Source organism: Solibacillus sp. NPDC093137, assembly GCF_050280445.1.
Classification (GTDB): Bacteria; Bacillota; Bacilli; order Bacillales_A; family Planococcaceae; genus Solibacillus; species Solibacillus isronensis_B.
In genome coordinates this window covers 16,315-39,727 of record NZ_JBNNVH010000009.1, presented here as the reverse complement: position 1 = coordinate 39,727, position 23,413 = coordinate 16,315, and the positions used below count along the sequence as shown (strand labels likewise).

The 23,413-nt window shown below is 37.8% G+C and carries 20 protein-coding genes and 1 riboswitch; of the genes, 16 read left to right on the top strand and 4 right to left on the bottom strand.

Translation table 11 applies throughout. The annotated features are described in order from the left end of the window. The first annotated feature begins 444 nt into the window (after positions 1–444). From ACQKN3_RS19105 to ACQKN3_RS19065, 9 genes are all read left to right on the top strand, one after another. Entirely contained in the window at positions 445–954 is a 510-nt protein-coding gene (locus tag ACQKN3_RS19105; protein WP_427714079.1) for a hypothetical protein, read from the top strand. A 262-nt stretch (positions 955–1,216) separates the two neighbouring features. Then, complete coding sequence (locus ACQKN3_RS19100) at positions 1,217–2,572, top strand: arsenic transporter (RefSeq protein WP_427714076.1); 1,356 nt, start codon at positions 1,217–1,219, stop codon at positions 2,570–2,572. A gap of 15 nt (positions 2,573–2,587) precedes the next feature. Then, positions 2,588–3,262, top strand: a complete 675-nt coding sequence (locus tag ACQKN3_RS19095) for a DUF6897 domain-containing protein (protein WP_251691427.1) — start codon at positions 2,588–2,590, stop codon at positions 3,260–3,262. 448 nt (positions 3,263–3,710) lie between these two features. After that, a complete protein-coding gene (locus ACQKN3_RS19090) occupies positions 3,711–5,228 on the top strand; it encodes a phytoene desaturase family protein (protein WP_427714073.1) in 1,518 nt (505 codons plus the stop codon). Positions 5,229–5,250: 22 nt separating this feature from the next. After that, a complete protein-coding gene (locus tag ACQKN3_RS19085) occupies positions 5,251–6,093 on the top strand; it encodes a phytoene/squalene synthase family protein (protein WP_427714070.1) in 843 nt (280 codons plus the stop codon). Between the two features lie 28 nt (positions 6,094–6,121). After that, positions 6,122–7,615 carry a phytoene desaturase family protein gene (locus ACQKN3_RS19080; RefSeq protein ID WP_427714067.1) on the top strand — a complete coding sequence of 498 codons (1,494 nt, stop codon included), beginning with the start codon at positions 6,122–6,124 and terminating at the stop codon, positions 7,613–7,615. Positions 7,616–7,660: 45 nt separating this feature from the next. Next, the gene (locus tag ACQKN3_RS19075; RefSeq protein WP_427714065.1) at positions 7,661–8,779 is read left to right on the top strand and encodes a glycosyltransferase; all 1,119 of its coding nucleotides are present in this window, start codon (positions 7,661–7,663) and stop codon (positions 8,777–8,779) included. 12 nt (positions 8,780–8,791) lie between these two features. Continuing rightward, the gene (locus ACQKN3_RS19070) at positions 8,792–9,277 is read left to right on the top strand and encodes a glycosyl-4,4'-diaponeurosporenoate acyltransferase (RefSeq protein WP_427714062.1); all 486 of its coding nucleotides are present in this window, start codon (positions 8,792–8,794) and stop codon (positions 9,275–9,277) included. Between the two features lie 95 nt (positions 9,278–9,372). Next, positions 9,373–10,098 carry a 3-ketoacyl-ACP reductase gene (locus tag ACQKN3_RS19065; protein ID WP_340716965.1) on the top strand — a complete coding sequence of 242 codons (726 nt, stop codon included), beginning with the start codon at positions 9,373–9,375 and terminating at the stop codon, positions 10,096–10,098. A gap of 94 nt (positions 10,099–10,192) precedes the next feature. Here ACQKN3_RS19065 and ACQKN3_RS19060 read toward each other — a convergent pair whose 3' ends face one another. After that, a complete protein-coding gene (locus ACQKN3_RS19060) occupies positions 10,193–10,747 on the bottom strand; it encodes a GNAT family N-acetyltransferase (RefSeq protein ID WP_427714059.1) in 555 nt (184 codons plus the stop codon). 120 nt (positions 10,748–10,867) lie between these two features. Beyond that, the gene (locus ACQKN3_RS19055) at positions 10,868–12,025 is read right to left on the bottom strand and encodes an ROK family protein (RefSeq protein ID WP_427714057.1); all 1,158 of its coding nucleotides are present in this window, start codon (positions 12,023–12,025) and stop codon (positions 10,868–10,870) included. 146 nt (positions 12,026–12,171) lie between these two features. Between ACQKN3_RS19055 and xylF the strand changes: the two genes are divergently transcribed. The 7 genes from xylF to ACQKN3_RS19020 all read left to right on the top strand — a co-directional run bounded on the left by xylF (position 12,172) and on the right by ACQKN3_RS19020 (position 20,965). Beyond that, a complete protein-coding gene (gene xylF, locus ACQKN3_RS19050; protein ID WP_427714054.1) occupies positions 12,172–13,254 on the top strand; it encodes a D-xylose ABC transporter substrate-binding protein in 1,083 nt (360 codons plus the stop codon). Positions 13,255–13,325: 71 nt separating this feature from the next. Then, on the top strand, positions 13,326–14,849 hold the full coding sequence (locus ACQKN3_RS19045; RefSeq protein WP_427714052.1) for a xylose ABC transporter ATP-binding protein: 1,524 nt from the start codon (positions 13,326–13,328) through the stop codon (positions 14,847–14,849). Next, a complete protein-coding gene (locus ACQKN3_RS19040) occupies positions 14,842–15,996 on the top strand; it encodes a sugar ABC transporter permease (RefSeq protein WP_340716969.1) in 1,155 nt (384 codons plus the stop codon). The genes ACQKN3_RS19045 and ACQKN3_RS19040 overlap by 8 nt, the downstream gene beginning before the upstream one ends. Before the next feature lie 16 nt (positions 15,997–16,012). Further along, on the top strand, positions 16,013–17,335 hold the full coding sequence (xylA, locus tag ACQKN3_RS19035; RefSeq protein ID WP_427714048.1) for a xylose isomerase: 1,323 nt from the start codon (positions 16,013–16,015) through the stop codon (positions 17,333–17,335). A gap of 88 nt (positions 17,336–17,423) precedes the next feature. Further along, positions 17,424–18,920, top strand: a complete 1,497-nt coding sequence (gene xylB, locus ACQKN3_RS19030) for a xylulokinase (protein WP_427714046.1) — start codon at positions 17,424–17,426, stop codon at positions 18,918–18,920. 13 nt (positions 18,921–18,933) lie between these two features. Next, a complete protein-coding gene (locus ACQKN3_RS19025; protein WP_427714044.1) occupies positions 18,934–19,944 on the top strand; it encodes a Gfo/Idh/MocA family protein in 1,011 nt (336 codons plus the stop codon). Beyond that, complete coding sequence (locus tag ACQKN3_RS19020) at positions 19,937–20,965, top strand: aldose epimerase family protein (RefSeq protein WP_427714042.1); 1,029 nt, start codon at positions 19,937–19,939, stop codon at positions 20,963–20,965. Before ACQKN3_RS19025 ends, ACQKN3_RS19020 begins: the two co-directional genes overlap by 8 nt. 60 nt (positions 20,966–21,025) lie before the next feature. Here ACQKN3_RS19020 and ACQKN3_RS19015 read toward each other — a convergent pair whose 3' ends face one another. Together ACQKN3_RS19015 and ACQKN3_RS19010 are read right to left on the bottom strand one after the other, a co-directional pair. Beyond that, positions 21,026–22,219: an MFS transporter gene (locus ACQKN3_RS19015; protein ID WP_427714040.1), complete on the bottom strand. Its 1,194-nt coding sequence runs from the start codon at positions 22,217–22,219 to the stop codon at positions 21,026–21,028. A gap of 52 nt (positions 22,220–22,271) precedes the next feature. Next, positions 22,272–22,371, bottom strand: a riboswitch (purine riboswitch). A gap of 115 nt (positions 22,372–22,486) precedes the next feature. After that, positions 22,487–23,329, bottom strand: a complete 843-nt coding sequence (locus ACQKN3_RS19010) for an aldo/keto reductase (protein WP_251691464.1) — start codon at positions 23,327–23,329, stop codon at positions 22,487–22,489. Between the last annotated feature and the right edge of the window lie 84 nt (positions 23,330–23,413).

The window sequence follows — 23,413 nt, the reverse complement described above, 5'->3', positions numbered from 1 at the left end:
TTGTATTAATTTTTAAGTACAGCCCCCCCCGATTTTTAAAGTTGTTTGCTCTTCATTATAAAATGCCTCTTTTTAACCTTCTTCACAACGTTTTCATAATATATATAGCGATTGAATTATGAAAAGGATATTGGAGTGAAATTTATTTAAGTAATCACAGTTAGGTGTTTGTTGTTATTTTTGGTTTTAAAATAACAGCAAAAACTACCTTTATTTAAGATTGCCACCCCCTATTTCCGGAAAGGCATGCTTATTAAACAGCCCTGTAGTACAAAGGCTCGGCCCGTTAAACCTCATAGTTACTTCATTACTAAAAGACAATTTAGTACGCTCGGGTTAAATGCCGTTAATGTAAAGTTTTAAAACAGTGGGCGCTTTACCTCTTTATTAAAAAATTCAATTCATATTATTTCAGTAAGCTAAAAATAGGAGGAGTATAACATCATGAACAGAGACTTAATGCTTTCGCTTGTCGGGAAAGTTGTAAAAATCGACAGAGGTGGTCCAGAGTCACGCGTTGGAATGTTGCTGGCAGTAGAAGGGGATTATTTTGTGCTATTCACGAAAGATGACGGTGTTGTTTACTATAAAATGCAACATGTAAAGAGTATTACACTTCATGCTAAAGGCAGTCTAGACAAAGGGTTCGAAGGAAATGAAAATATGGGTTACTACCAAGGCGAAGATTTCAAGTCCGTCATTTCGAATTTTAGACATAGTTGGGTAAAGGTAAACCGCGGAGGCCCGGAATCACTTGAGGGAATTTTAAATGAGGTAGAAGACGATTACGTAACGATTTTCTCTAAAGAAGAAGTTATCCAGCTTTCAATGTTCCATATTCGAAATATCAGCTTCGGTGTAAAAGAAGAGAGCCAAGAAGAAGGCCAAGAAGCTCAAAGTCAAGAAGCAAAAAGCAGTACGAATACAAAGTCCTCAGGGAACAGAAGAAAGTAATACAGTACTTAGCCACTTAAAACTCATTAGACTAATATTCGCAACAAAATTCCAAAAGAAGGAGGTGAAATGGTGCTCATTTTATTTATAATCCTCTACTTCACAATAGTGGGAGGTTTATTTTATAAATTATATATTTCAGCTCCAATTGAACAAAGAATAGTCAACGGGCCGGGAGTCGAACCAGTACTGGAACTAGAGAAAGAATTCGCACATGAACCAGTAAGATCGAAATTTATTAGTAATGAGGCGGCGGATATTAATGTGGGATAGCTCGCTCATCATGATGCTTATTATCTTTACATTCACGATTGTCTTTATGCTTTGGAGACCTATGAATGTTAATGAAACGGTCCCAACAACTATGGGGGCGGCAATTGTGTTAATCCTGGGTATTGTATCGTGGACTGACATTCTTGATATCATGGGCATCGTCAGTGGACCTTCACTTACAATCCTTTCGACCATTATGATGACGATTGTTTTGGAAAGTATCGGCTTTTTCAAGTGGATTGCATTCAACATTGTCAACAGGTCTAAAGGATCTGGTATTAGGCTTTATATTTATACAAATTTGCTCTGCTTTTTAATGACAATGCTGTTTAATAATGATGGCAGTATTTTAATTACTACACCAATCATCATTCGTATAGTCCAACTACTCAAATTTAAACCGCATCAAATGTATCCATACTTAATTTCAGGTGCTCTTATTGCTACAGCTGCCAGTGCCCCCATTGCAGTTAGTAATATTTCGAACTTAATTGCACTGAAAATTGTTGGCCTCACTTTAAATGACTATGTACTCATGATGTTTATCCCGTCGATGATTGGTATTTTTGTTATCGCCTGGCTGCTTTTTTTATATTTCAAAAAGGATATACCGAAAGTTTCTACCATGATTCCCTTTAAACGTGCACACCTCCATTCTACTCAATTATATACACATCCTCTTGATCCGGCAGGTAATCCGGAAGATATCGACTGGAAGATGTTCAAAGTATGCTTACTCATTATAATAACAACTCGAATTGCGTTTTTTGCCCTCACTCCTTTTGGTATCTCGCTTGAATTTATCGGATTATTCGGTGCTGCCATTCTCATTATTTATCGGTGGATTCGTATCCGCATTGGAATTAAAGATGTGATAAGAAATACACCATGGCAAATATTTCTATTTGCCTTTAATATGTATGTCCTTGTTTATGGGCTCAAAAATGTCGGTTTAAATGACTTCATTGTATCTTCATTGAGAGAGTTCATAGCTCAGGATGCTTTACAGGCAACAATTATTATGGGAATGCTGACAACTGTGCTTTCAAATTTAGTAAATAATTTACCGGCTGTCATGTTCAGTACAATGGCAATTGTCGATATGGGACTGGATCCTCTAATTGTACAGATTGCATATCTTGCCAGTGTAATCGGAAGCGATATAGGGGCACTATTAACACCAATCGGTACACTTGCCACATTAATTTGGATGTTCGAACTTAAAAAGTATGGTGTGAAAATGACTTGGCGGAAATATTTGAAGGTAACATTCCTTGTCATTCCAATTGGATTGTTTGTCAGTTTATTTAGTTTATATTTATGGATTATGTTGTTTGTTCAGTAGATAGGAGGAAGCAATTTGTATCACATATGGCAAGGAGAACAGAAAGAATATGTCACAGTCAGTTTAATAGGAGATCAGCTTTTCAAAGGTATTATTTTCGATAGCGGCAGCGACATTATTGTATTATTTAACGGCGAAAATTTTGTTTATATCCCCGTCAGCCATATTGAATATATTGTAGCCGATACACCAGATACTGAATTTGCAGGGCCTTCCGATTCCCCAATTATTCCTTTGGATGATAATAAAAAGAATTTAACATTTGAGAGTATCCTAAAAGAGGCAAAGGGAATTAACCAGGAAATATGCATTATCAATAAAAAGTACTTATATGGCACAGTTCTAGAAGTTATGGATGATTATCTTGTGTTCTTTTCACCTGTTTATAAAAAGATCTATATTCCAATAAACCATATAAAATGGATTATTCCTTATACGCCTAATGAGCGGCCGTATGGTTTATCAGAGGCGGAATATAGCGGAAAACAAGCAGAAGAGGGATTTGAAGCGAATTTCGAAAAGCAGCTGGCGATACTATTAAATAAGCTGATTGTGTTAAATATGGGGGAGAAGACTCATCATATAGGGAAAGTAAAAAGTATTAATGGCAAGATGCTGGAGCTGAAAACAGCGAAAGAGAAACGAACGTATGTAAATATTGAACATATTCAAACAATACATTGCGTATAGGCAACGCTGTAATAGGCGGCGTTATGTAATGCCTATAGTTTTTACATGTACAGAAGCTTAAATAGTAATTTGGTGTGGAACGATTAAAATAACAGAGCTATAAGTAACGGAGACACAATTCAATTTGAATTAGTGTCTTTTTTGTTTGGGTGATGCTGGATTACCCTCTATAAACATTATACAAAGCTAATGAAATTTGATGGGGATTGTAAAAGGATTGGAATTAAAAATTCGAACAATAAATCTGAAAAAGTTACATATTAATTAGGATTGAAAGTAGGGAAAAAGGGTAAACGTTTTAGAGAAAAAGTAAAAAACTTGAAAACCCATTGTCATCAAAGGTTATACAACATTAATATTAATGTATAACGTTTGACGAAAAGCTATCAATCTACATATATGAGGAAAGGCAAATGTCATTTTAATAATTAATTAGGGGAGCACAAATATGAAAAAAAAAGTCATTGTTATTGGAGCTGGTGTAGCAGGGATGGCAAGTGCAATTCGTCTACAGCAAGCGGGTTACGAAGTGGAACTGTTTGAAAAGGAAGCAATGCCGGGAGGAAAAATGCATCGTATTGAAAAGGATGGTTTTAAATTTGATTTGGGGCCAACTATTGTGATGATGCCTGAATTATACAGGGAGATTTTCGAATTATGCGGCCGGGACCCTGACGATTACATACCAATGGAGAAGCTCGATCCGATGTTTCAAGTCTATTTTAAAGACGAGATGGATCGCCCGTATAAAGGCTCGTCCGACTTAACCGAAATGATGAAAACACTAGAAAGTATAAACCCTGATGATGCACAAGGTTTTTTGGATTACTTACAGGAAATATATAAACGTTTTATCGTCGCAAAGAATTATTTTATCCAACGGCCTTTCCGCAAATTTAAAGACTTTTACAATCCATTTATGATCAAACAAACTTTGAAATTAAAAACCTTCGACAGCGCCGATCATTTTATTGGTAAATATATTAAAGATGAACGAATTAAAAATATGCTTAGTTTTCAAACATTGTACATAGGCATCTCCCCATATAACGGGCCTTCACTGTATTCGATTATTCCTATGATTGAATTTTTGTACGGAGTTTGGTTTATCAAAGGCGGGATGCACACAATGGCGACATCGATGGAAAAACTGTTTTATGAACTTGGTGGTAAGGTCCACTACAATGCTGACGTCGAGAAAATTTCCATCGAGGACGGCCATGCCAATGGAATTTACGTGAATGGCAGAAGGGAAGAGGCTGATTACGTTATGTGTAACGCAGACTTTCCTTATGCAATGAAAGAGCTCGTTCAAGATAAAAAGGCGAAAGGGAAATATACCGATGAAAAAATCGATGCGATGAAATATTCCTGCTCCTGCTTCCTCCTTTATTTAGGAACTAACCGCAAATACGATCAAGTAGAGGGAGTGCATAATTTTGTTTTCAAAAGTGAGATGAAGAAAAATATAAATGATATTTTTTCAGGAAAAAAGCTTCAGGATGGCGCATTTTATATTCATATCCCGTCAAAAGCTGACCCGTCGATGGCACCGGAAGGGAAGGAAGCAATTTATGTTCTGCTGCCGGTATCCGAACTTTCAACAGCGAAGTATGAATGGAATGAAGAAACGATTCAATATTACCGTGATTATTTGATTCGTGAAATGAAAAAAATAAAAGGGTTTGAAAATCTGGAAGAAGAAATTGTCTCGGAATCATACACAACACCATTGAATTTCAAACAGCGGTTTAATGCATACAATGGCGCAACATTCGGATTGCAGCCAACGTTGAGGCAGAGTAATCATATGCGCCCGCAAAGTAAAGCGACCCATTGTGAAAACCTGTACTTTACAGGCAGTAGTACGCATCCAGGTGCAGGTGTGCCAATCGTTCTCCTTTCTGCGAAAATAGCTGCTCAGGAACTCATATCAGATGATCAAGGGATTCAGTTTGACTACTAAACTATCAAAAGGGGAGATTGATATGATACAGCACCAATTGAACTCGGATTTAAAATACTGCGAAAATATTATTAAAAAGCATTCCAAAAGCTTTTATTTTGCATTTTCCGGACTTCCGGCAGAAAAGAGATATGCTGTCTATGCAATTTACGCTTTTTGCAGAATAGCCGACGATAGTGTGGACGAAAATCCAATTATTGCGGTTAAGAGCGCGGCTATAAATCAATTACGCCATGAACTCGATCTTTTCAGTCACCATGAAGAACGGAATCATCCATTATGGAGAGCGCTGCGGCATGTATTTAATACATTTGATATGGATATTCAGCCTTTCTACGATCAATTGACAGGACAAGAGATGGATATTTATTTTTCCTCACCAAAAACACTCCGACAATTAGAAGAGTATAGCTATTATGTAGCTGGCTCTGTCGGCTTGATGCTACTTCCGATTATTGCAACGGAAAATCATCAATATCTTAAAAAGACTGCGGTTAAACTCGGTATTGCGATGCAGCTTACGAATATTTTACGAGATATAGGCGAAGATTTTTATGAAAAGAACCGCATTTATCTTCCGGTAATGGAGCAGTTACGCTTCGGATATGGTAAAGAAAAATTGGATCAACAGATAATTGATGACTCGTTTATTACTCTTTGGGAACATTTGGCGGTACGAGCCGAAACTTTATATGATGAATTTTCAAATCATCTTGTGAAATTTGATAACGATAGTAAAGTACCGCTTATGAGGGCGGCAAATGTTTACCGCGAGATTTTAAATGTGATTCGGGAAAACCAATATGACTGCTTAACGAAAAGAAATTTTGTTGTCCGGGAACGGTTAGAGCAGATTAGAGTTTAAATAAATGGAAAATAGAGGGGGAGACACTATGTCCGGTAAGAAAAAAGTGGTTGTAATTGGCGGAGGGCTTGGAGGTTTATCTGCAGCAATTTCACTCCAGCAAAAAGGGTACGATGTTGACATATATGAACAGAACAATCATCTCGGCGGAAAGTTGAACCGTTTAGAGCAGGATGGTTTCGGTTTTGATTTAGGGCCATCGATCCTAACGATGCCTCATATATTCGAAACTTTATTTCAACAAAGCGGAAAACAAATGAGTGATTATGTGAAGATTCAGCGATTGAGCCATCAGTGGCGCTCATTTTTCCCGGAAGGTAATACAATCGATTTATATGAAAATCTGCACGATATGGAAAACTTGAATCCATCTCTAACGAAAAAAGATATTAAACAATACAATAAATTACTGGACTATTCCAAGGGATTATACGAGATAACGGAGCAAGGTTATTTTAATCAAGGGTTAGATAATCTAAAGGAAGTGATCCAATTTCATGGTGCGTTTCAATCATTGAGGAAATTTGATTTATCATCGACTATGTTTGATGCGATTGATAAAAGAATTAAGAACCCGCAATTCCGGGATATGCTGAGCTATATTGTAAAATATGTTGGATCTTCCGCTTATCATGCGCCGGCAGTTCTGAATATGATGATTTACATGCAGCACGCCCAGGGAATCTGGTATGTGCCTGGTGGGATGCACAATTTGGCAAACGCTTTAGTGAAGTTAGCTGAAGATATTGGTGTAACCTTCCATCTTGGAAAAAAGATAGTGAAATTGGATAAAAACAAACGAACTATTACGGCAGCCTATACAGATGATGGGACGAAACTGTCTGCTGATTATTTTGTTTCCAATATGGAAGTTATCCCAACATATAAACAATTAACTGAGGAAAAAGAAAGTTATACCGATAAATTAGATGAAAAATTTGAGCCAGCAAGCTCGGGCCTTGTCTTACATTTAGGGGTTAAAAATAGCTACCCTCAACTGGCCCATCATAATTTCTTTTTCGCTAAAAATATGAAAAAGCAAATGAATATGATTTTTGAGAAGCATGAACTTCCGGATGATCCTGTCATTTATTTAGTGAACGTGAATAAAACAGATCCAAAACAAGCACTGCCGGGTCATGAGAACCTTAAAATCCTTCCACATATTTCTCACCTTCAAGATAAGCCTCTAGCTCGGCAGCAATATACCGAGTTTGCGGAAAAGGTATTAATAAAGCTGGAAAATATGGGTTTGGACAATCTTAGAGAAAGTATTGTTACAAAGGATATGTGGACACCTCATGATATTGAACGGACGTATTCTTCGGACCGCGGGGCAATTTACGGAACTGTATCCGATAAGAAAATAAATAAAGGATTTAAACATCCGAAGCAAAGTGAACGCTATGATAATTTATATTTCGTCGGGGGAACTGTTAATCCGGGTGGCGGTATGCCAATGGTTACGCTTAGCGGGCAACAGGTGGCGAAGAAACTGATCGAAAAAGATAGGAAGAAGTAAATAGTACTAGCTATAAGACAAATGCAAATGGAAGGAACATGATCAATGGAAACTTTGTATTTGGTTGTGCAAATACTATCCTTACTCGGTTTATTATGTGGTGTCCTGATGTTTTGGTCTACAAGAAAACCACCAGCAAAAGAGGGGAATCCGCCATTACCTTTATTGTCGATCATCATACCAGCCAGAAATGAAGCGCTTCGGTTGCCGCCATTGTTAAAATCACTCCAGCAACAAAGTTGGAAGCGTTTTGAAATAATTGTAGTCGATGATGGTTCCTCGGATCATACTGCTGAAGTTGCATCGTCATACGGAGCGAAGGTTTTAATATGTAAACAAGTAGGCGAGATGAGCCCGGGTAAATCCAATGCTTGTGCGTATGGGGCACAATCTGCAAGAGGAGAATGGCTCCTTTTTTTGGATGCGGATGTTCAGCTTGCTGCTGAAGACAGCCTTGAGCGCATTGTAAACAGCTTTAGCAAGCAAGAAGGAAAAGGGATATTATCAATTCAGCCATATCACCAAATTGTAAAACGATATGAAAATTTATCGGTAATATTTAATATTATTGTGCTGACAGGAATGAATGTATTTACTGTCTGGAAAGAAAAGTTTGCAACGGCAGGATCATTTGGACCATGTATTCTTTGTGATAATGAGAGTTACATTGCAACGGGAGGTCATGAAGCTGCGGAAGAATCGATTATGGATGACTTTGCGCTGAGTGATGTTTTTATAGCGAAAGACTTACCGGTGACCAATTATGCCGGAAAAGGGATTATAAATATGCGAATGTATGAAGAGGGACCGAAGCAACTAATGGAAGGCTGGACAAAAAATTTGGCGACAGCTTCCCAATCCACTCATAAATTTGTCATGCTGCTCATACAGCTTTGGATTTTTGGTGTTATTATGGTCGCAATGGCTCCCTTCATCGCCTTTTTAACGGAATCTTCTGTAGCGTTCTTCAGCAGCATTGTCGTCTATTTATTATACGGTGCGCATTTGTATTTGCTTGCGAAAAGAGTAGGGGATTTTCATCTCGTTGTTTTCTTGATTTATCCTTTTTTTGTTTTATTTTTTACATCCGTATTTTTGTACTCATTATACCGTACGCATGTTTTGCATTCGGTCATGTGGAGAGGCAGAAAAATCAAAGTGTAATAGGAGAGAGGTATGACAGTTATTAATGCAATTTGGCTTCTCGTTGTTAACATAGTGGCATGGTTCGTTCTTCACTTATCAATTTCAGCGCTCTGTTTCAACATTCCTTTACGCTTTTTTCTGAAGGATGTTGTATTTTTCCGTATTGCAAAGTGGGAGGAGCACGGGGAAATCTGGAATCGGTTATTTTTAGTGAAGAAATGGAAAAAGCACTTAATTGATGGCTCTTCGATTGCAAAGAAAAGTTATAATAAAAGCCATTTACATGGTACGAAGCGGGAAAATCTGATCGTCTTTGCCGCTGAAACAAAAAGGGCTGAAATGACGCATTGGCTGCTTATTTTACCTGCGCCACTATTTTTCCTGTGGAATCCTGTTTGGGCAGGCTGGATTAATATTATCTACGCACTCTTGGCCAATCTACCATTTATATTAACGCAACGTTATAACAGAGGGCGAATTGAAAATATTTTAGATTTATCAGATCGCAACAATTAAAAATACTTTCTATATCGTCCGAACACGAAATATGACGGATGGAAGTACGCTATGTTAAAATTTTATTGAAATAATGTTTAAAGGAGACGATAATATTGAGTCAGTCATTACAAGGTAAAGTAGCAGTTGTAACAGGTGCTGCACGCGGAATCGGCAAAGCGGTAGCGGTAGCATTAGCAAAAGAGGGTGTGAACGTAGGGATCATTGCACGTTCAGAAGAAGCACTACAGAACGTGGCGAAAGAAATCGAAAGCCATGGTGTTAAAGCTGCCTATGCAGTGGCGGATGTTTCAAATTTAGAACAAGTACAGAAGGCTGCTGCCCATCTAAAAGAAGAGTTGGGTTTAACGGATATTTTAGTTAACAATGCGGGCGTAGGGAAATTTGATAAGCTTGTTGATATGGATCCGGCAGAATTTAAAGAAATTGTCGACATCAATGTAATGGGTACTTTTTATGTATCGCACACAATTGTACCGCAATTAATCGAAAAAAATGCAGGTGATGTTATTAATATTTCATCTACAAACGGTTTAAACGGTGCAGCAACATCAAGTGCATACAGTGCTTCTAAATTCGGTGTCATCGGCTTAACAGAGTCGCTAGCAGCAGAAGTGCGCCGCAACAATATTCGTGTAACAGCATTAGCGCCAAGTACAATCGCAACAGATTTGGCTGATGCACTGAACCTAGTGCCTGATGAAAAAAGAGATCAATATATGCACCCTGAAGATATTGCAGACTATATTATCGCGCAATTGAAGCTGAACAACCGCATGTATATTAAAAACGCAACATTAATGAATACAAATCCGTTCTAATAATAATGCAACTTTAAGAACCGATTGAATTTGAAAAGCCCTTCATTCTAAAAACAGAATGAAGGGCTTTATTTGTAATGATCGAGTTTTTTTGTTAAGCCTGTTGGAATTCCTCTTTTAAAATAGAGTAATATACACTATCTACGAGAGTACCTTTGATCATATGATTTTTTCGCATCGTTCCTTCATGGGTCATCCCTAAACGCTGCATTACTTTAGCGGAAGCCGCATTATGAACGTGTGATTCCGCAAATACTCGTTCTAAGCCAAGTGTATTGAAGGCTAAATCCAGTACAACTTTGCTGGCTTCTGATATATAGCCTTTTCCCCAGAAACTGCGGTTCAATGTAAAGCCAAGTTCGCCGCTTTTATTCCATTCATGGACACGGAATTCAATTGCACCGATCATTTTATTGCTTTCTTTTAATACGATCGCATACTTCCCGGCAGGTTCTTTCATAAAATAATTCTCAATCATTTTCTTCGTTTGTTCTAGATCTTTGTGTGCATGATAAAGGAATTTCGTTGTTTCTTCATCTGCTGTGTATTCATACATATCTTCAGTATCTTCAATTGAAATTGGACGTAAAAAAAGACGTTCGCTTTCCAAATGACTGTTTTTTTCAAGCATTAAATTAAGGTTTTCCATAAGTTTTCTCCAATATTATATTATTATTCGAGAGTGTTATAGGCTTGCTTATCATAACATAATATACATTTTTTAACTATACGAGATAAGTTAAATATATTTTCCCTATGAAAGTAGAGATTAATCGAATGGTAGCTGAATAAATTGATCAATGATAAAAGAGGCAGCACCGAGGGCGATTGCACGATCCTTTAATTTCGAAAATTGCACAGAGTAGTTATCCCGCTGAAAATGCATAGTATTAGCGTGAATTGTATCTAATATAGATTGCTCAATAAATTTTTGCGCTTTTACTATACGATTACCAATAATAATTTTTTCGGGGTTAAATGTTTGAATTAAATTAGTAATCCCGAGACCGATATAGTACCCGGTTTCCTTAAATAATTGAATAACATCTTCATGACCCTCTTCAGCCAAGGTAATTAGCTGCTCTAATGATAGTTCTCTTTCTTTTAACATATAAGTCGCATCATGAATGAGAGCGTATTCTGAGGCGTATGCTTCCCAACATCCGTTGCGCCCGCAAGTGCATTTACGACCATTCATATGTATGATTGTATGACCACTTTCGCCCGAATAGCCGTTAACACCTAGATAAATATTATGATCAATAATAATCCCAACACCTAATCCGATACCTATACTTAAATATAATAGATTTGAAGTTTCTTTATTATTTTCGAAAATATACTCTGCATAGGCACCAGCATTTGCCTCATTTGAAATATAGATGGGGAAGTCAAAGCGATCACGCAAATATCCACTGATATCAAAATCTCCCCAACGTAAATTAGGTGCAATAATAATTACGCCGTCTTTATTAACAGAACCAGGAACGGCAACTCCTAATCCGACGATTGAGAATGGACTAGGGGGCACATTATTTACGAGTAATTCAACTAAACTCAAAATACTTTTTAAATACGCGTCAAGTTGAATTGATGGTACGAGTTGGAAATGGTCGAAAACAATTTCCCCTTTTAGATTAAAGACTGCACCATATAAATAGTTAACGCCAATATCAATGCCAAGTGCAAAACCAGCTGTTTCATTAAACCTTAATAACCGGGATCTTCTCCCTCCAGTTGAACAATCTTTGCCATCTTCTACGATTAATCGGTCCTCTATTAGTTCTGTTACTAAATTTGCAACAGTTGCTTTTTTTAACCCAATTTCTTCAATGATTTCTCCTCTAGAAACAATCCTTTTAGAGAAAATATAATTTAAAATTTGCTGCTTATTAAATTTTTTCCCTACTTGTTGATTCCAAGACAAAGTAACAATCCCTCCAATACAAAACGATCGATAATTTTAATTAAAGTATAACAAAAAAACTTTGTTCATCCAATAGACAAACAAATATTAACATGTTATTCTATTTTTAAATTGAGAATATTACAAATATTAAAGGGGTGTAGTTCATGCGTAAATGTAAGGGCTTTCTTTTTGGAATTCTGTTAGTAATATCAATGTTATTGGTAGCTTGCGGACAGGATGCAGGCGACTCAAGCAAAGATACAGGCAAGGCAAATTCAAGTGATTCAGCAGGCGATAAATTGAAGATTGGTTTATCGGTATCGGACTTAACATTAGAACGTTGGCAGCATGACCGTGATTTCTTCGTAGCTAAGGCCGAAGAAATGGGTGCAGAAGTCGTAGTGCAGTCTGCAAATGGTGATGAAGCAAAGCAATTATCGCAAATACAAAATATGCTGTCTCAGGATTTAGATGCATTAGTAATTATTGCGATTAATTCAGATTCTTTATCCACTGTTGTGGAGCAGGCAAATGAAGAAGACGTTCCAGTATTAGCATATGACCGATTGATTAACGGGGCAGATATCAGTGCATATGTTTCATTTGATAACGTACGTGTGGGCGAGATGCAAGCGGAGTATTTAGTGAATTTAAAACCTGATGGAAACTTCTTCTTAATGGGGGGATCTCCAACGGATAACAACGCAAAAATGTTCCGTGAAGGGCAAATGAATATTATTCAGCCATTAGTTGATAAAGGTGATATTACAATTGTAGGCGATCAGTGGGCGAAAGACTGGGATGCAAATGAAGCATTAAAAATCATGGAAAACGCATTAACTGCAAACAAAAACAATATTGATGTTGTCGTTGCTTCAAACGATAATACGGCTGGTGGCGCAATTCAGGCGTTAGAAGCTCAGGGATTAGCTGGTAAAGTATTAATTTCTGGGCAAGATGCTGACCTGGCAGGTGTTCAGCGTATTGCAGAGGGATTACAGACAATGACCGTTTACAAGCCAATAAAAGCAATTGCTGAAAAGAGTGCAGAAGTAGCGGTTCAATTAGCAAAAGGTGAGGAAGTTACTGCTACGGATTCTGTAAACAATGGCCAGATGGATGTTCCATTCATTAAGCTGGACCCAATTTCAGTAGGTAAAGATGAACTTATGACAACAGTTATTGAAGATGAATTCCATAGCTATGATGATGTATATAAAAATGTTCCGGAAAGTGACCGTCCGTAAATAACAGCAAAAGGAGGGGAGAATTTCCCTCCTTTCTTTTAAATGAGGATATGGAGAATGGTGGTGGAAACATGACTGAATATGTTTTAGAAATGAAAGGAATAACAAAAGAGTTTCCAAGTGTTAAGGCTCTGGACAATGTTACTTTTTCAGTCCGAAAAGGTGAAATCCATGCCTTATGTGGTGAAAATGGTGCAGGGAAATCGACCTTGATGAAAGTATTAAGCGGCGTTTATCCGGCGGGCACATACAGTGGGAAAATTTTAATCAAAGGCAAAGAAGCAAGTTTCAAAAATATTAAAGAATCACAAGATGCAGGAGTGGCAATTATTTATCAGGAACTGGCATTGGTTGGTGAAATGACGATTGCTGAAAATTTATTTTTAGGACATGATTTAATGCGCTCGGCCGTTATTAATTGGAATGAAATTTATAAAAAGTCGAAGGTAGCACTTGAAAAGGTTGGTTTAGATCTGGATCCACAAATGAAGGTATCCGAATTAACGGTAGGAAAGCAGCAACTTCTGGAAATTGCAAAAGCTCTGACGAAGGAAACGGATATTCTAATCTTAGATGAGCCGACAGCTGCTCTTACAGAAAGTGATGTAGCTGTTTTAATTAAATTGTTAAATGAACTTCGAAAACAAGGTGTAACATGCATATACATTTCGCACAAATTAGGAGAAGTAATGGAGCTGGCTGATTCTGTAACAATTTTACGTGATGGTCAGACAATCTCAACGAACTCCATCGAGTATCTCACTGAGGAAATGATCATTACAAAGATGGTTGGTCGTGAACTGACGGAGTTATTCCCTTATGAGGTGCATGAAATTAGTGATGAAAATGTATTACATGTAGAAAACTACACTTCATACAATAAATCGGGAAAAAAAGTTGTATCTAATATAAATTTCAATGTTAAAAAGGGTGAAATTGTAGGGTTTTCCGGCTTGATGGGAGCAGGTCGCTCAGAGCTGTTTATTAGTTTGTTTGGCGGAATGCCTGGTAAAAAAGAAGGTACGGTCAAATTAAATGATAAAACCGTAACAATTAAATCACCAGCGGATGCTATTAAAGAGGGATTTGCTTATGTATCGGAAGATCGTAAGCGATACGGTCTAGTACTAGGAATGGATATCGCAAAAAATACGACACTGATTGCATTAAACAAGGTGATGAAACTAAATGTGATTAGCCAAGCACTTGAAGTAAGAGCAGCAGAAGAGATTACAACCAAGATGAAATTAAAAGCACCTAATCTAGACATAGAGGTAGGAAAGCTAAGTGGAGGAAACCAGCAAAAGGTTGTTTTGAGTAAGTGGATTATGAATAATCCAAAACTATTAATCTTAGATGAGCCTACTAGAGGGATTGATGTTGGTGCTAAATATGAAATTTATAAAATTATGAATGAGCTTGTCCACCAAGGTGTAGGGATTGTACTAATTTCATCTGAGCTGCCTGAAGTTTTAGGAATGTCAGATCGAATTCTTGTTATGTGTGAAGGAGAAATTACGGGAGAATTTGCAAGAGAAGAAGCAACACAGGAAAAAGTAATGATGTGTGCAACTGGAGGGAAAAAACGTGATTAATGAACAGACAATCAAAAAAGAAAGTAAATTATCCTTCAAATTCGATTTACAATCCTATACCTTAATTATTGCTTTAATTTTTATTGCTATTATTTTCACATTTTTTACTGGAGGGGAATTCTTATCTTCTCGTAATATATCCAATTTATTTACCCAAATGTCGATCATAGCTGTACTTGCGGTAGGAATGACATTGGTAATTGTCGCAGGACACATTGATTTATCGGTAGGTTCGATTGTAGGGGTTACAGGTGGAATTGCCGCAATGCTGCAAGTTTGGCAAGGATGGAGTACACCGGTTGTTGTACTCGCAGCAATTATAATTGGAGGTTTAATTGGGTTATGGCAAGGATGGTGGGTCGCATACCGAGCAGTACCCGCATTTATTGTTACGCTTGGCGGAATGTTGATATTCCGAGGGGTTCTAATTGGTTTATCGGATGGTCAAACGATTTCATCATTAAACCCAAGTTTCAAACAAATCGGAAACAGTTACTTACCATTTATACCAGGTTATATTATAGCTGCTATAGCCGTTATTTTAATGATAGCTTTCACGGTAAATAGTCGTAGAAAGCGTAAGGAAATGGGCTTATTATTATTGCCTTCTGTAATCGATTATGGAAAAGTGACAGTTTATTCTGTTGTTCTAGTAGTCATTACGTATATGTTGAATCGTTATTTAGGTATTCCAATCCCGTTTTTAATTGTAGCGGTAATTGCGCTTGTTTTCATGTTCATTACAACAAAAACAGCATTTGGACGCCGGATTTATGCAATAGGCGGCAACCCGGAAGCAGCAGCATTATCGGGAATAAATATTAAACGAAATACGCTATATGTATTCGTCAGCATGGGTGCTTTAGCTGGAGTAGCAGGTGTGTTATTAACAGCACGTTTAAATGCAGCAACAGTATCTGCCGGGAACAGTTATGAATTGGATGCCATCGCAGCCTGCGTAATTGGCGGTACATCTTTAATGGGCGGTAAAGGGAAGATCTTTGGTGCGATTATCGGTGCACTCATTATGGCAAGTATTGATAACGGAATGTCGATGATGAATATCGGCGCTTACTGGCAGTATATCGTAAAAGGTTTGATTTTAATTTTGGCGGTATGGGTTGACATCATTTCTAAAAACAAATGAATCGGGGGAATATTATATGTCATATTTCAGCAATATCTCAGCAATCAAGTATGAAGGACCAAAATCAACAAGTGATTTAGCATTTAAATACTACAATCCAGAGGAAGTTGTTGGCGGGAAAACGATGGAGGAAACTTTACGTTTTGGTGTAGCCTATTGGCATACATTTACGTATGATGGCGGAGATCCGTTTGGTGCAGGAAATATGGAGCGGTCATGGGACAAATTTTCCGGCATGGACCTAGCAAAGGCACGTTTAGAAGCTTCATTTGAATTTTATGAAAAGTTAAATGTGCCATTTTTCTGCTTCCATGATGTAGACGTTGCACCGGAAGGCCAGTCATTGGCGGAAACGAATAAAAACCTGGATGAAATTATAGACATGATGGAAAAATACATGGCTACATCAAAAACTAAGCTCCTATGGAATACAGCCAATATGTTTTCAAACCCACGCTTTGTTCACGGTGCTGCGACTTCACCGAATGCAGATGTTTTTGCCTATTCGGCCGCGAAAGTGAAAAAGGGCTTGGAAGTAGCAAAGCGTTTAGGTGCTGAAAATTATGTCTTCTGGGGTGGTCGTGAAGGCTATGAAACACTGCTTAATACAAATATGAAGTTAGAGCAAGATAATCTTGGTATGTTCTTGAACATGGCGGTAGATTATGCAAAAGAAATTGGTTATGAAGGTCAATTCTTGATTGAACCAAAGCCAAAAGAGCCGACAAAACACCAATATGACTTCGATGTAGCAACAGGGATTGGTTTCTTGCGTACGTACGGATTAGAAAACAAATTCAAATTCAATATAGAAGCAAACCATGCAACATTAGCCGGGCATACATTTGAGCATGAGTTACATACAGCGCGTATTAACGGTATGCTGGGCTCAGTGGATGCCAACCAGGGCGATACATTACTTGGATGGGATACGGATGAATTCCCTACAGATCTTTACACAAACACGTTAGCGATGTATGAAATTTTGAAAAATGGCGGCCTCGGAAAGGGCGGTTTGAACTTTGATGCAAAAGTACGCCGTGGATCATTTGAGCAGGATGATTTGTTTTATGCACATATAGCGGGAATGGACTCATTTGCTGTCGGACTGAAGGTTGCCCACAAGCTATTGGAGGATGGTGTGTTGGAAAACTTCGTAGATAATCGTTATAGCAGTTATAACGAAGGCATTGGCAAACAAATTGTTGATGGGACTGTCGGCTTCAAAGAGTTGGAAGAATATGCTTTAGGGCTTGGGGACGTTAAAAACAGCTCAGGTCGCACAGAAAAATTGAAAATGATTATAAATCAGTACATTTTAAATGTTATAGCTGAATAATTGGGGTCAAGAAGCTTTTTGAGGCTAGAGCAAAAGATTTATACTTTTGGTCTAGCCTTTTATGCAGTATACGGGTGGAGGCAGAAATATGAAGTATGTAATCGGGATTGACCTAGGAACAAGCGCTGTAAAAGCACTGTTAATGAATGAGCAAGGAACTATTGTCGATGAAGCATCAAGGAGCTATCCGCTTATTCATGAAAAGCCAAGTTACTCAGAGCAAAATCCAAATGATTGGGTGACTGGAACTAAAGCGGCAATTCAGGAAATTGTTAAACGGTTTACAGGAGATGTTTCTACTATTATAGGGATTAGTTATTCTGGACAAATGCATGGATTGGTGCTACTTGATGAAAATAATGATATTCTTCGACCTGCAATCTTATGGAATGATACGCGGACAACAGAGCAGTGTAAGCAAATTATTGAACAAGTTGGGCAGGAGGACCTGCTGAGAATTACTAAAAATAATGCTCTTGAAGGTTTTACGTTACCAAAGATTCTATGGGTAAAGGAATATGAACCGGAAATTTTCAAAGCGATAAAAACTTTTCTATTACCTAAGGATTATGTGCGTTTTGTGATGACTGGAAATTTGCATATGGATTATTCCGATGCGGCAGGCACATTATTACTGGATATAGAAAAGAGCGAATGGAGTCAGGAAATAGCTGCAGTGCTGGGAGTTGATTTAGCAATATGTCCACCGCTTGTGTCATCGGCAACAGAAGTGGGGCAATTGACAGAGGAATTTGCTAAAAGCACAGGATTAACGACCGCAACTAAGATTTATGCTGGTGGTGCGGATAATGCTTGTGGGGCAATTGGTTCTGGTGTTGCAGGTGATGGTAAAACAATGGTCAGTATTGGTACATCGGGAGTTCTATTATCATATGAAGAATCCAATACAAAGGATTTTGAAGGAAAGGTACACTATTTTAACCATGTTGTAGAGGATGCTTACTACACAATGGGGGTTACGTTGTCGGCGGGGCACTCCCTTAGCTGGTTTAAAGAGAGATTTGCGGAAGGGCAGTCTTATGATGAATTGTTTGCGGGGATTAATACAATTACTCCGGGAAGTAACGGGTTATTATTTACACCATATATTGTAGGTGAACGCACACCTTATGCAGATTCTACGATTCGTGGAAGCTATATTGGCATAGATGCATCACATACAAAGCAACATTTTGCACGGGCTGTGATGGAGGGAATCGTTTTTTCACTGCGTGATTCGTTAGAGATTTTCCGTAACTCTGGCAAAGATATTACCGAAATGGTTTCTATCGGCGGTGGCGCAAAAAGTCCAGTCTGGCTACAAATGCAGGCCGATATTTTTAATGTAACGGTGTATAAACTAAAAAATGAGCAAGGGCCAAGTATCGGTGCGTGTATGATTGCAGCGGTAGGAGCGAATATATACACAGATTTTGAAGAAGCTGTTCAGGCTTGTGTTCAAGTAGAAGGGAAATTTGAACCGAATCCTGAGAATGTTGAAATATACAATCAGCTATATGCGGTATATCAACAGATTTACACTCAGACAAAAGCGTTAAATGAACAATTAAAACTATTTCGCTAGGGAGGAATTCATAATGAACAAAGTAAAATGGGGTATTTTAAGTACAGCCAATATTGCGCAAACGCAACTGATTCCGGCTATAAAACGTGCTGAAAATGCGGAAGTCATTGCAATTGCCAGCCGTGGTCCAAAGGTACATGCGATCGCTGAAAAACTAGGAATCGAAAGAGCTTACGAGAGTTATGATGAATTATTAAATGATCATGAGGTAGAAGTAATTTATATTCCACTCCCAAATGATTTACATAAAGAGTGGGTCATTAAAGCAGCAAAGGCAGGAAAGCACATTTTGTGTGAAAAACCTGCTGCATTAAATGAAGCTGATTTAGAAGAAATGATTACAGTTTGTAATGAAGAGAATGTACAGTTTATGGAAGCGTTCATGTACCAATTTCATCCACAGCATATGCGAGTAAAAGAAATTATCGATTCTGGAGAAATTGGTGAAGTAAAACTTTTTAAATCAAGTCACTCATTTTATTTAACAGATCGTGAAGGTGACATTCGCATGAACGCAGAAAAAGGTGGGGGTGCTATCTGGGATGTTGGTTGTTATTCGGTTCATGCAATGCAACTCATTTTGGGAAATGACGTTAAGTCACTTTCATTTAAAAGGGTTGCAGATTCAAAAACTACTGTCGATATTTCTGCGTTTGGAATAGTCGAGCTAGAAAATGGAATCCATGGCATGATCGATTGTAGTTTTGATATGACAGAACGAAATGAATATGAAATAGTGGGGACGAAGGGAACGGTAAAAGTTAAAAATGCATTTAGACCAGACCGTTTAAGCGGGAATGGACAAATTACTATCAATACTTTAACAACAGAACGTATCGAACAAACCGGAGGAGATATATACAAGCAAGAGGTTGAATACTTCTCCGATGCTGTACGTACTAATGGAGACCTGACAGTACAGCATAATTATTCACGCAAAAACGTGGGGATTTTACACGCGATTCAGCAATCGGTAGCCACAAATCAACAAATCGTATTAGCTGATTACGTTTGCAATGATTGAAGTTAGATCTTTTGGACAAATAAACAAGTATCCCGTTTATGAAGTTATTTTAACGAATACGAATGGGATGTATGTAAGCAGTTGTACATTAGGGTGTACGATTACGGCAATCGCTCCCCCTGATGCTAATGGAATAATTGAGAATGTTGTTTGTTCATTTGATACAGCAGAAAAATATAAACAATATCCCCAGTTTTTTGGTGCGGCGATTGGACCTTTTGCAGGCCGTCTTGAAGATGCTATTTTAGAAATCAATGGAGTTTCTTTTCAAGCGAGGGCAAATGAAGGGCACCATTTACTGCACGGTGGAAATGACGGCTTTCACAATCAGCTATGGCAATTTGAAACAGGTGTTTCCTCGCGTGGACAATATGTAAGATACTTTCTCAATTTTGAATCCGTTGATTTTCCTGGAAAGTTAAATATGTCTATTACCTATACATTAACAGCCAGTAACGAGCTAATTACTTCGTATGAGGGTATAAGCGATACTGATACGATTTTAAATTGTACAAATCATAGTTACTTTAATCTAAGCGGAAATTTAAAGCGTACGATTGAAGGGCATACATTGAAATTTTCCAGTAGAGGAATGCTTTATATTGATGAGCAGGGGTTACCGCTGGGCAATATAGAAAATGTAATTGGAACAATATTTGACTTTAATGAAAAGAAATATTTGAAGGAAGTCATGGAGAGTAACTTTCCGCAAGTTAAGTTGGCGAGCGGAGGTATAGACCATCCGTTTTTATTAGAAAAAAGTGAAATTGTATTATCGGAGGAAGAAAGTGGCCGCAAACTTACAATCATAACGGATGAACAAGCTTTAGTTGTATATACTGGCAGTAAAATCGGCAGTGGCTACTCATTTAAGGAAGCACCCGCACAAAATTATTTAGGTATTTGTTTAGAGGTACAAAATGCTCCAAATAGCATGAAATATAAACATTTACCAAGTTCTATTATAAAAAAAGGAATTCCTTATCATCACGAATCAATCTACAGATTTACAAATCTATAAGAAATATATCTGAGAATAGAAGAAGCCCCATTCGATTATAAAACGAATGGGGCTTTTAACTTATAGATTCGAATGATGGGCAGCCGAAGTAGAAATTTTTTCTTCTCTACCATTTGTTTTTCTCGTTAAAGAAAAGACTGCACATGCTAACGCAACTAGTACAAGTGCGCCACCATACCAAGCTGCATGTGAAATCGTGTCTGTTTGAGTGATTACGATTCCGCCAAACGCTGATCCCATCGAAATTCCGATCTGTAAAGCCGAATTATTAAAGCTTTGCTGAATATCTGATGTAGCAGGATCTGTTTGAATCAAGTAGCTTTGCTGTGGTGGTGATAAACTCCAGCTTAGCGCTCCCCAAATCATCATAATCGGTATGAAGATGATAAGAGAGAAGGTCGTGAATGGCAGTATGAATAACACGACTGCAAATGAAACAATAACGAAAATAATACTCTTAGGTGCACCGATTTTATCCGAAAGCGTTCCGCCAAATGCGCCGCCGCTTACTGCAGCAATCCCGAATAATAAATAGCAAAGACTGATCCAGCTGGAATTCAGACTTAGTTCTGTTTCCAAAAATGGTGTGAAGTACGCGTACATCGTATAGTGTCCAGCCAGCATAAACATCGTTGCAAGATGGGCACTGCCGATTTTGGAACTGGCAACTGCCTTTAATTGTTGCGAAAGTGGAATGGTCATTTCCCCAGGAACCTTCTCTAAAAAGAGTGAAATGAGAATAAATGAGCCTACTGATAAAATCGCAATGCCTAGGAAAATTACACGCCATCCGAAATAATCGGAAATTAAAATGCCAAGCGGTACACCTAATACGAGCGAAGAACTAATTCCCATATAAATGAAACCAAGTGCCTTCGCACGATGCGCCGGTGAAACAACTTTTGCAGCGAGGATTAACGAAAGCACGGTGATCAGTGAAGTACTCATTGCACTTAAAATACGGGCAACCATCATAAATGTGAATGTCACACTGAAATACATCATGATATTACTGATGAAGAAAATAAACAACGAAATAAGATATAACTTTTTTCGTTCAACTTTGCTCGTTAAAACTAATAACACAGGACCGGCGATTGCATAAATAAGGGCAAATACGGTAATCAGCTGTCCGGCAGTGCTTATTGAAATATTCATATCAGTTGCAATGATTGGGAGAATCCCTCCAACAATCAGTTCGACCAACCCGACAGCAACCGTTGATAATGCGAGTATTAATACTTTGAAATTCATATTTTGTCTAACTTCCTTTCTTTGGAAAATAAAAAAATCCTGATTACAAAAAATGAAAAAGATCATTTTCTGTAATCAGGATTTTATGGTTCCTGGTAGAGACCCTCAAGCCATATTCTTGAGGTTATACAGTTACTATTAACTTGGATAAATGAGCACTTTGATAGTTTACTCGTTTTCGAAAAAAATTTCAAGTATGTGTTTTTAAGTGAAAAAAGCTGTCTTCGTAATAAGAGACGAGGACAGCTTGCTGAATGAAGCGTTTAATTAAAAGCTGAAGTGATCAGGATCCGGTCCGATACGTAAATCCTGGTTAAGGCCATTAATCTGTTCCATATCTTCAGAAGTCAGTTCAAAATCAAAAATATCGGCATTTTCTACAATGCGATGTTCTTTCGTTGATTTTGGAATCGTTACAACACCGTTTTGCAGATCCCATCTTAAAATGACTTGAGAAACAGTTTTATTATATTTGGCAGCCAATTCGTTTAATAGAGGGTTGTCCAATAATTTTGCCTGCATTAAAGGAGACCATGCCTCGAACTGAATGTCGTTGTTTTCACAGAAAGCTTTTACTTCCGATTGAGCTAAGCGAGGGTGGTATTCCACCTGGTTGATCATCGGTTTGATTTCCGCATCTTTCATCAAATCTTCTAAATGATGAACCTGGAAGTTACATACGCCGATCGCTTTCACTTTTCCTTCTTTATAAAGTGTTTCCATCGCACGCCATGCATCTTTATATTTATCTACAACTGCCCAGTGAATAAGGTATAAGTCCAAGTATTCAAGACCTAATTTCTTTAAGCTTGTTTCGTAGGCAGCAAGTGTTTCCTCATAGCCTAAATCTGTATTCCACACTTTAGAAGTGATGAATAATTCTTCTCTTGAAATGCCGGTTTCTTTTAGTGCTTCACGGATTGCTTCGCCGACGCCCTCTTCATTTTGATAAACGGCAGCTGTATCGATACTGCGGTAACCGTGTTTAATCGCAAATTTGATAGCGTTTAACAGGTCAGGTCCTTCCTCAACTAAATATGTACCGATTCCTAGCCAAGGCATTTTAACACCGTTATTTAATGTTGTTGTATCTTGCAAATTTTTGAGCATCGTAAAACCTCCATCTGTAAAATAACACTTAATAGTGCAACTTCAATAATATACCATGAAATTCAGCTCCAACCTACTGATTGG

What these genes read in the sequence shown, in the direction of transcription:
- ACQKN3_RS19090 (WP_427714073.1), top strand. Translation starts at nt 3,711, where the DNA reads ATGAAAAAAAAAGTCATTGTTATTGGAGCTGGTGTAGCAGGGATGGCA.
- ACQKN3_RS19085 (WP_427714070.1), top strand. Translation starts at nt 5,251, where the DNA reads ATGATACAGCACCAATTGAACTCGGATTTAAAATACTGCGAAAATATT.
- xylA (WP_427714048.1), top strand. Translation starts at nt 16,013, where the DNA reads ATGTCATATTTCAGCAATATCTCAGCAATCAAGTATGAAGGACCAAAA.
- ACQKN3_RS19060 (WP_427714059.1), bottom strand. Translation starts at nt 10,747, where the DNA reads ATGGAAAACCTTAATTTAATGCTTGAAAAAAACAGTCATTTGGAAAGC.
- xylB (WP_427714046.1), top strand. Translation starts at nt 17,424, where the DNA reads ATGAAGTATGTAATCGGGATTGACCTAGGAACAAGCGCTGTAAAAGCA.
- ACQKN3_RS19105 (WP_427714079.1), top strand. Translation starts at nt 445, where the DNA reads ATGAACAGAGACTTAATGCTTTCGCTTGTCGGGAAAGTTGTAAAAATC.
- ACQKN3_RS19045 (WP_427714052.1), top strand. Translation starts at nt 13,326, where the DNA reads ATGACTGAATATGTTTTAGAAATGAAAGGAATAACAAAAGAGTTTCCA.
- ACQKN3_RS19080 (WP_427714067.1), top strand. Translation starts at nt 6,122, where the DNA reads ATGTCCGGTAAGAAAAAAGTGGTTGTAATTGGCGGAGGGCTTGGAGGT.
- ACQKN3_RS19100 (WP_427714076.1), top strand. Translation starts at nt 1,217, where the DNA reads ATGTGGGATAGCTCGCTCATCATGATGCTTATTATCTTTACATTCACG.
- xylF (WP_427714054.1), top strand. Translation starts at nt 12,172, where the DNA reads ATGCGTAAATGTAAGGGCTTTCTTTTTGGAATTCTGTTAGTAATATCA.
- ACQKN3_RS19070 (WP_427714062.1), top strand. Translation starts at nt 8,792, where the DNA reads ATGACAGTTATTAATGCAATTTGGCTTCTCGTTGTTAACATAGTGGCA.
- ACQKN3_RS19010 (WP_251691464.1), bottom strand. Translation starts at nt 23,329, where the DNA reads ATGCTCAAAAATTTGCAAGATACAACAACATTAAATAACGGTGTTAAA.
- ACQKN3_RS19020 (WP_427714042.1), top strand. Translation starts at nt 19,937, where the DNA reads ATGATTGAAGTTAGATCTTTTGGACAAATAAACAAGTATCCCGTTTAT.
- ACQKN3_RS19075 (WP_427714065.1), top strand. Translation starts at nt 7,661, where the DNA reads ATGGAAACTTTGTATTTGGTTGTGCAAATACTATCCTTACTCGGTTTA.
- ACQKN3_RS19015 (WP_427714040.1), bottom strand. Translation starts at nt 22,219, where the DNA reads ATGAATTTCAAAGTATTAATACTCGCATTATCAACGGTTGCTGTCGGG.
- ACQKN3_RS19025 (WP_427714044.1), top strand. Translation starts at nt 18,934, where the DNA reads ATGAACAAAGTAAAATGGGGTATTTTAAGTACAGCCAATATTGCGCAA.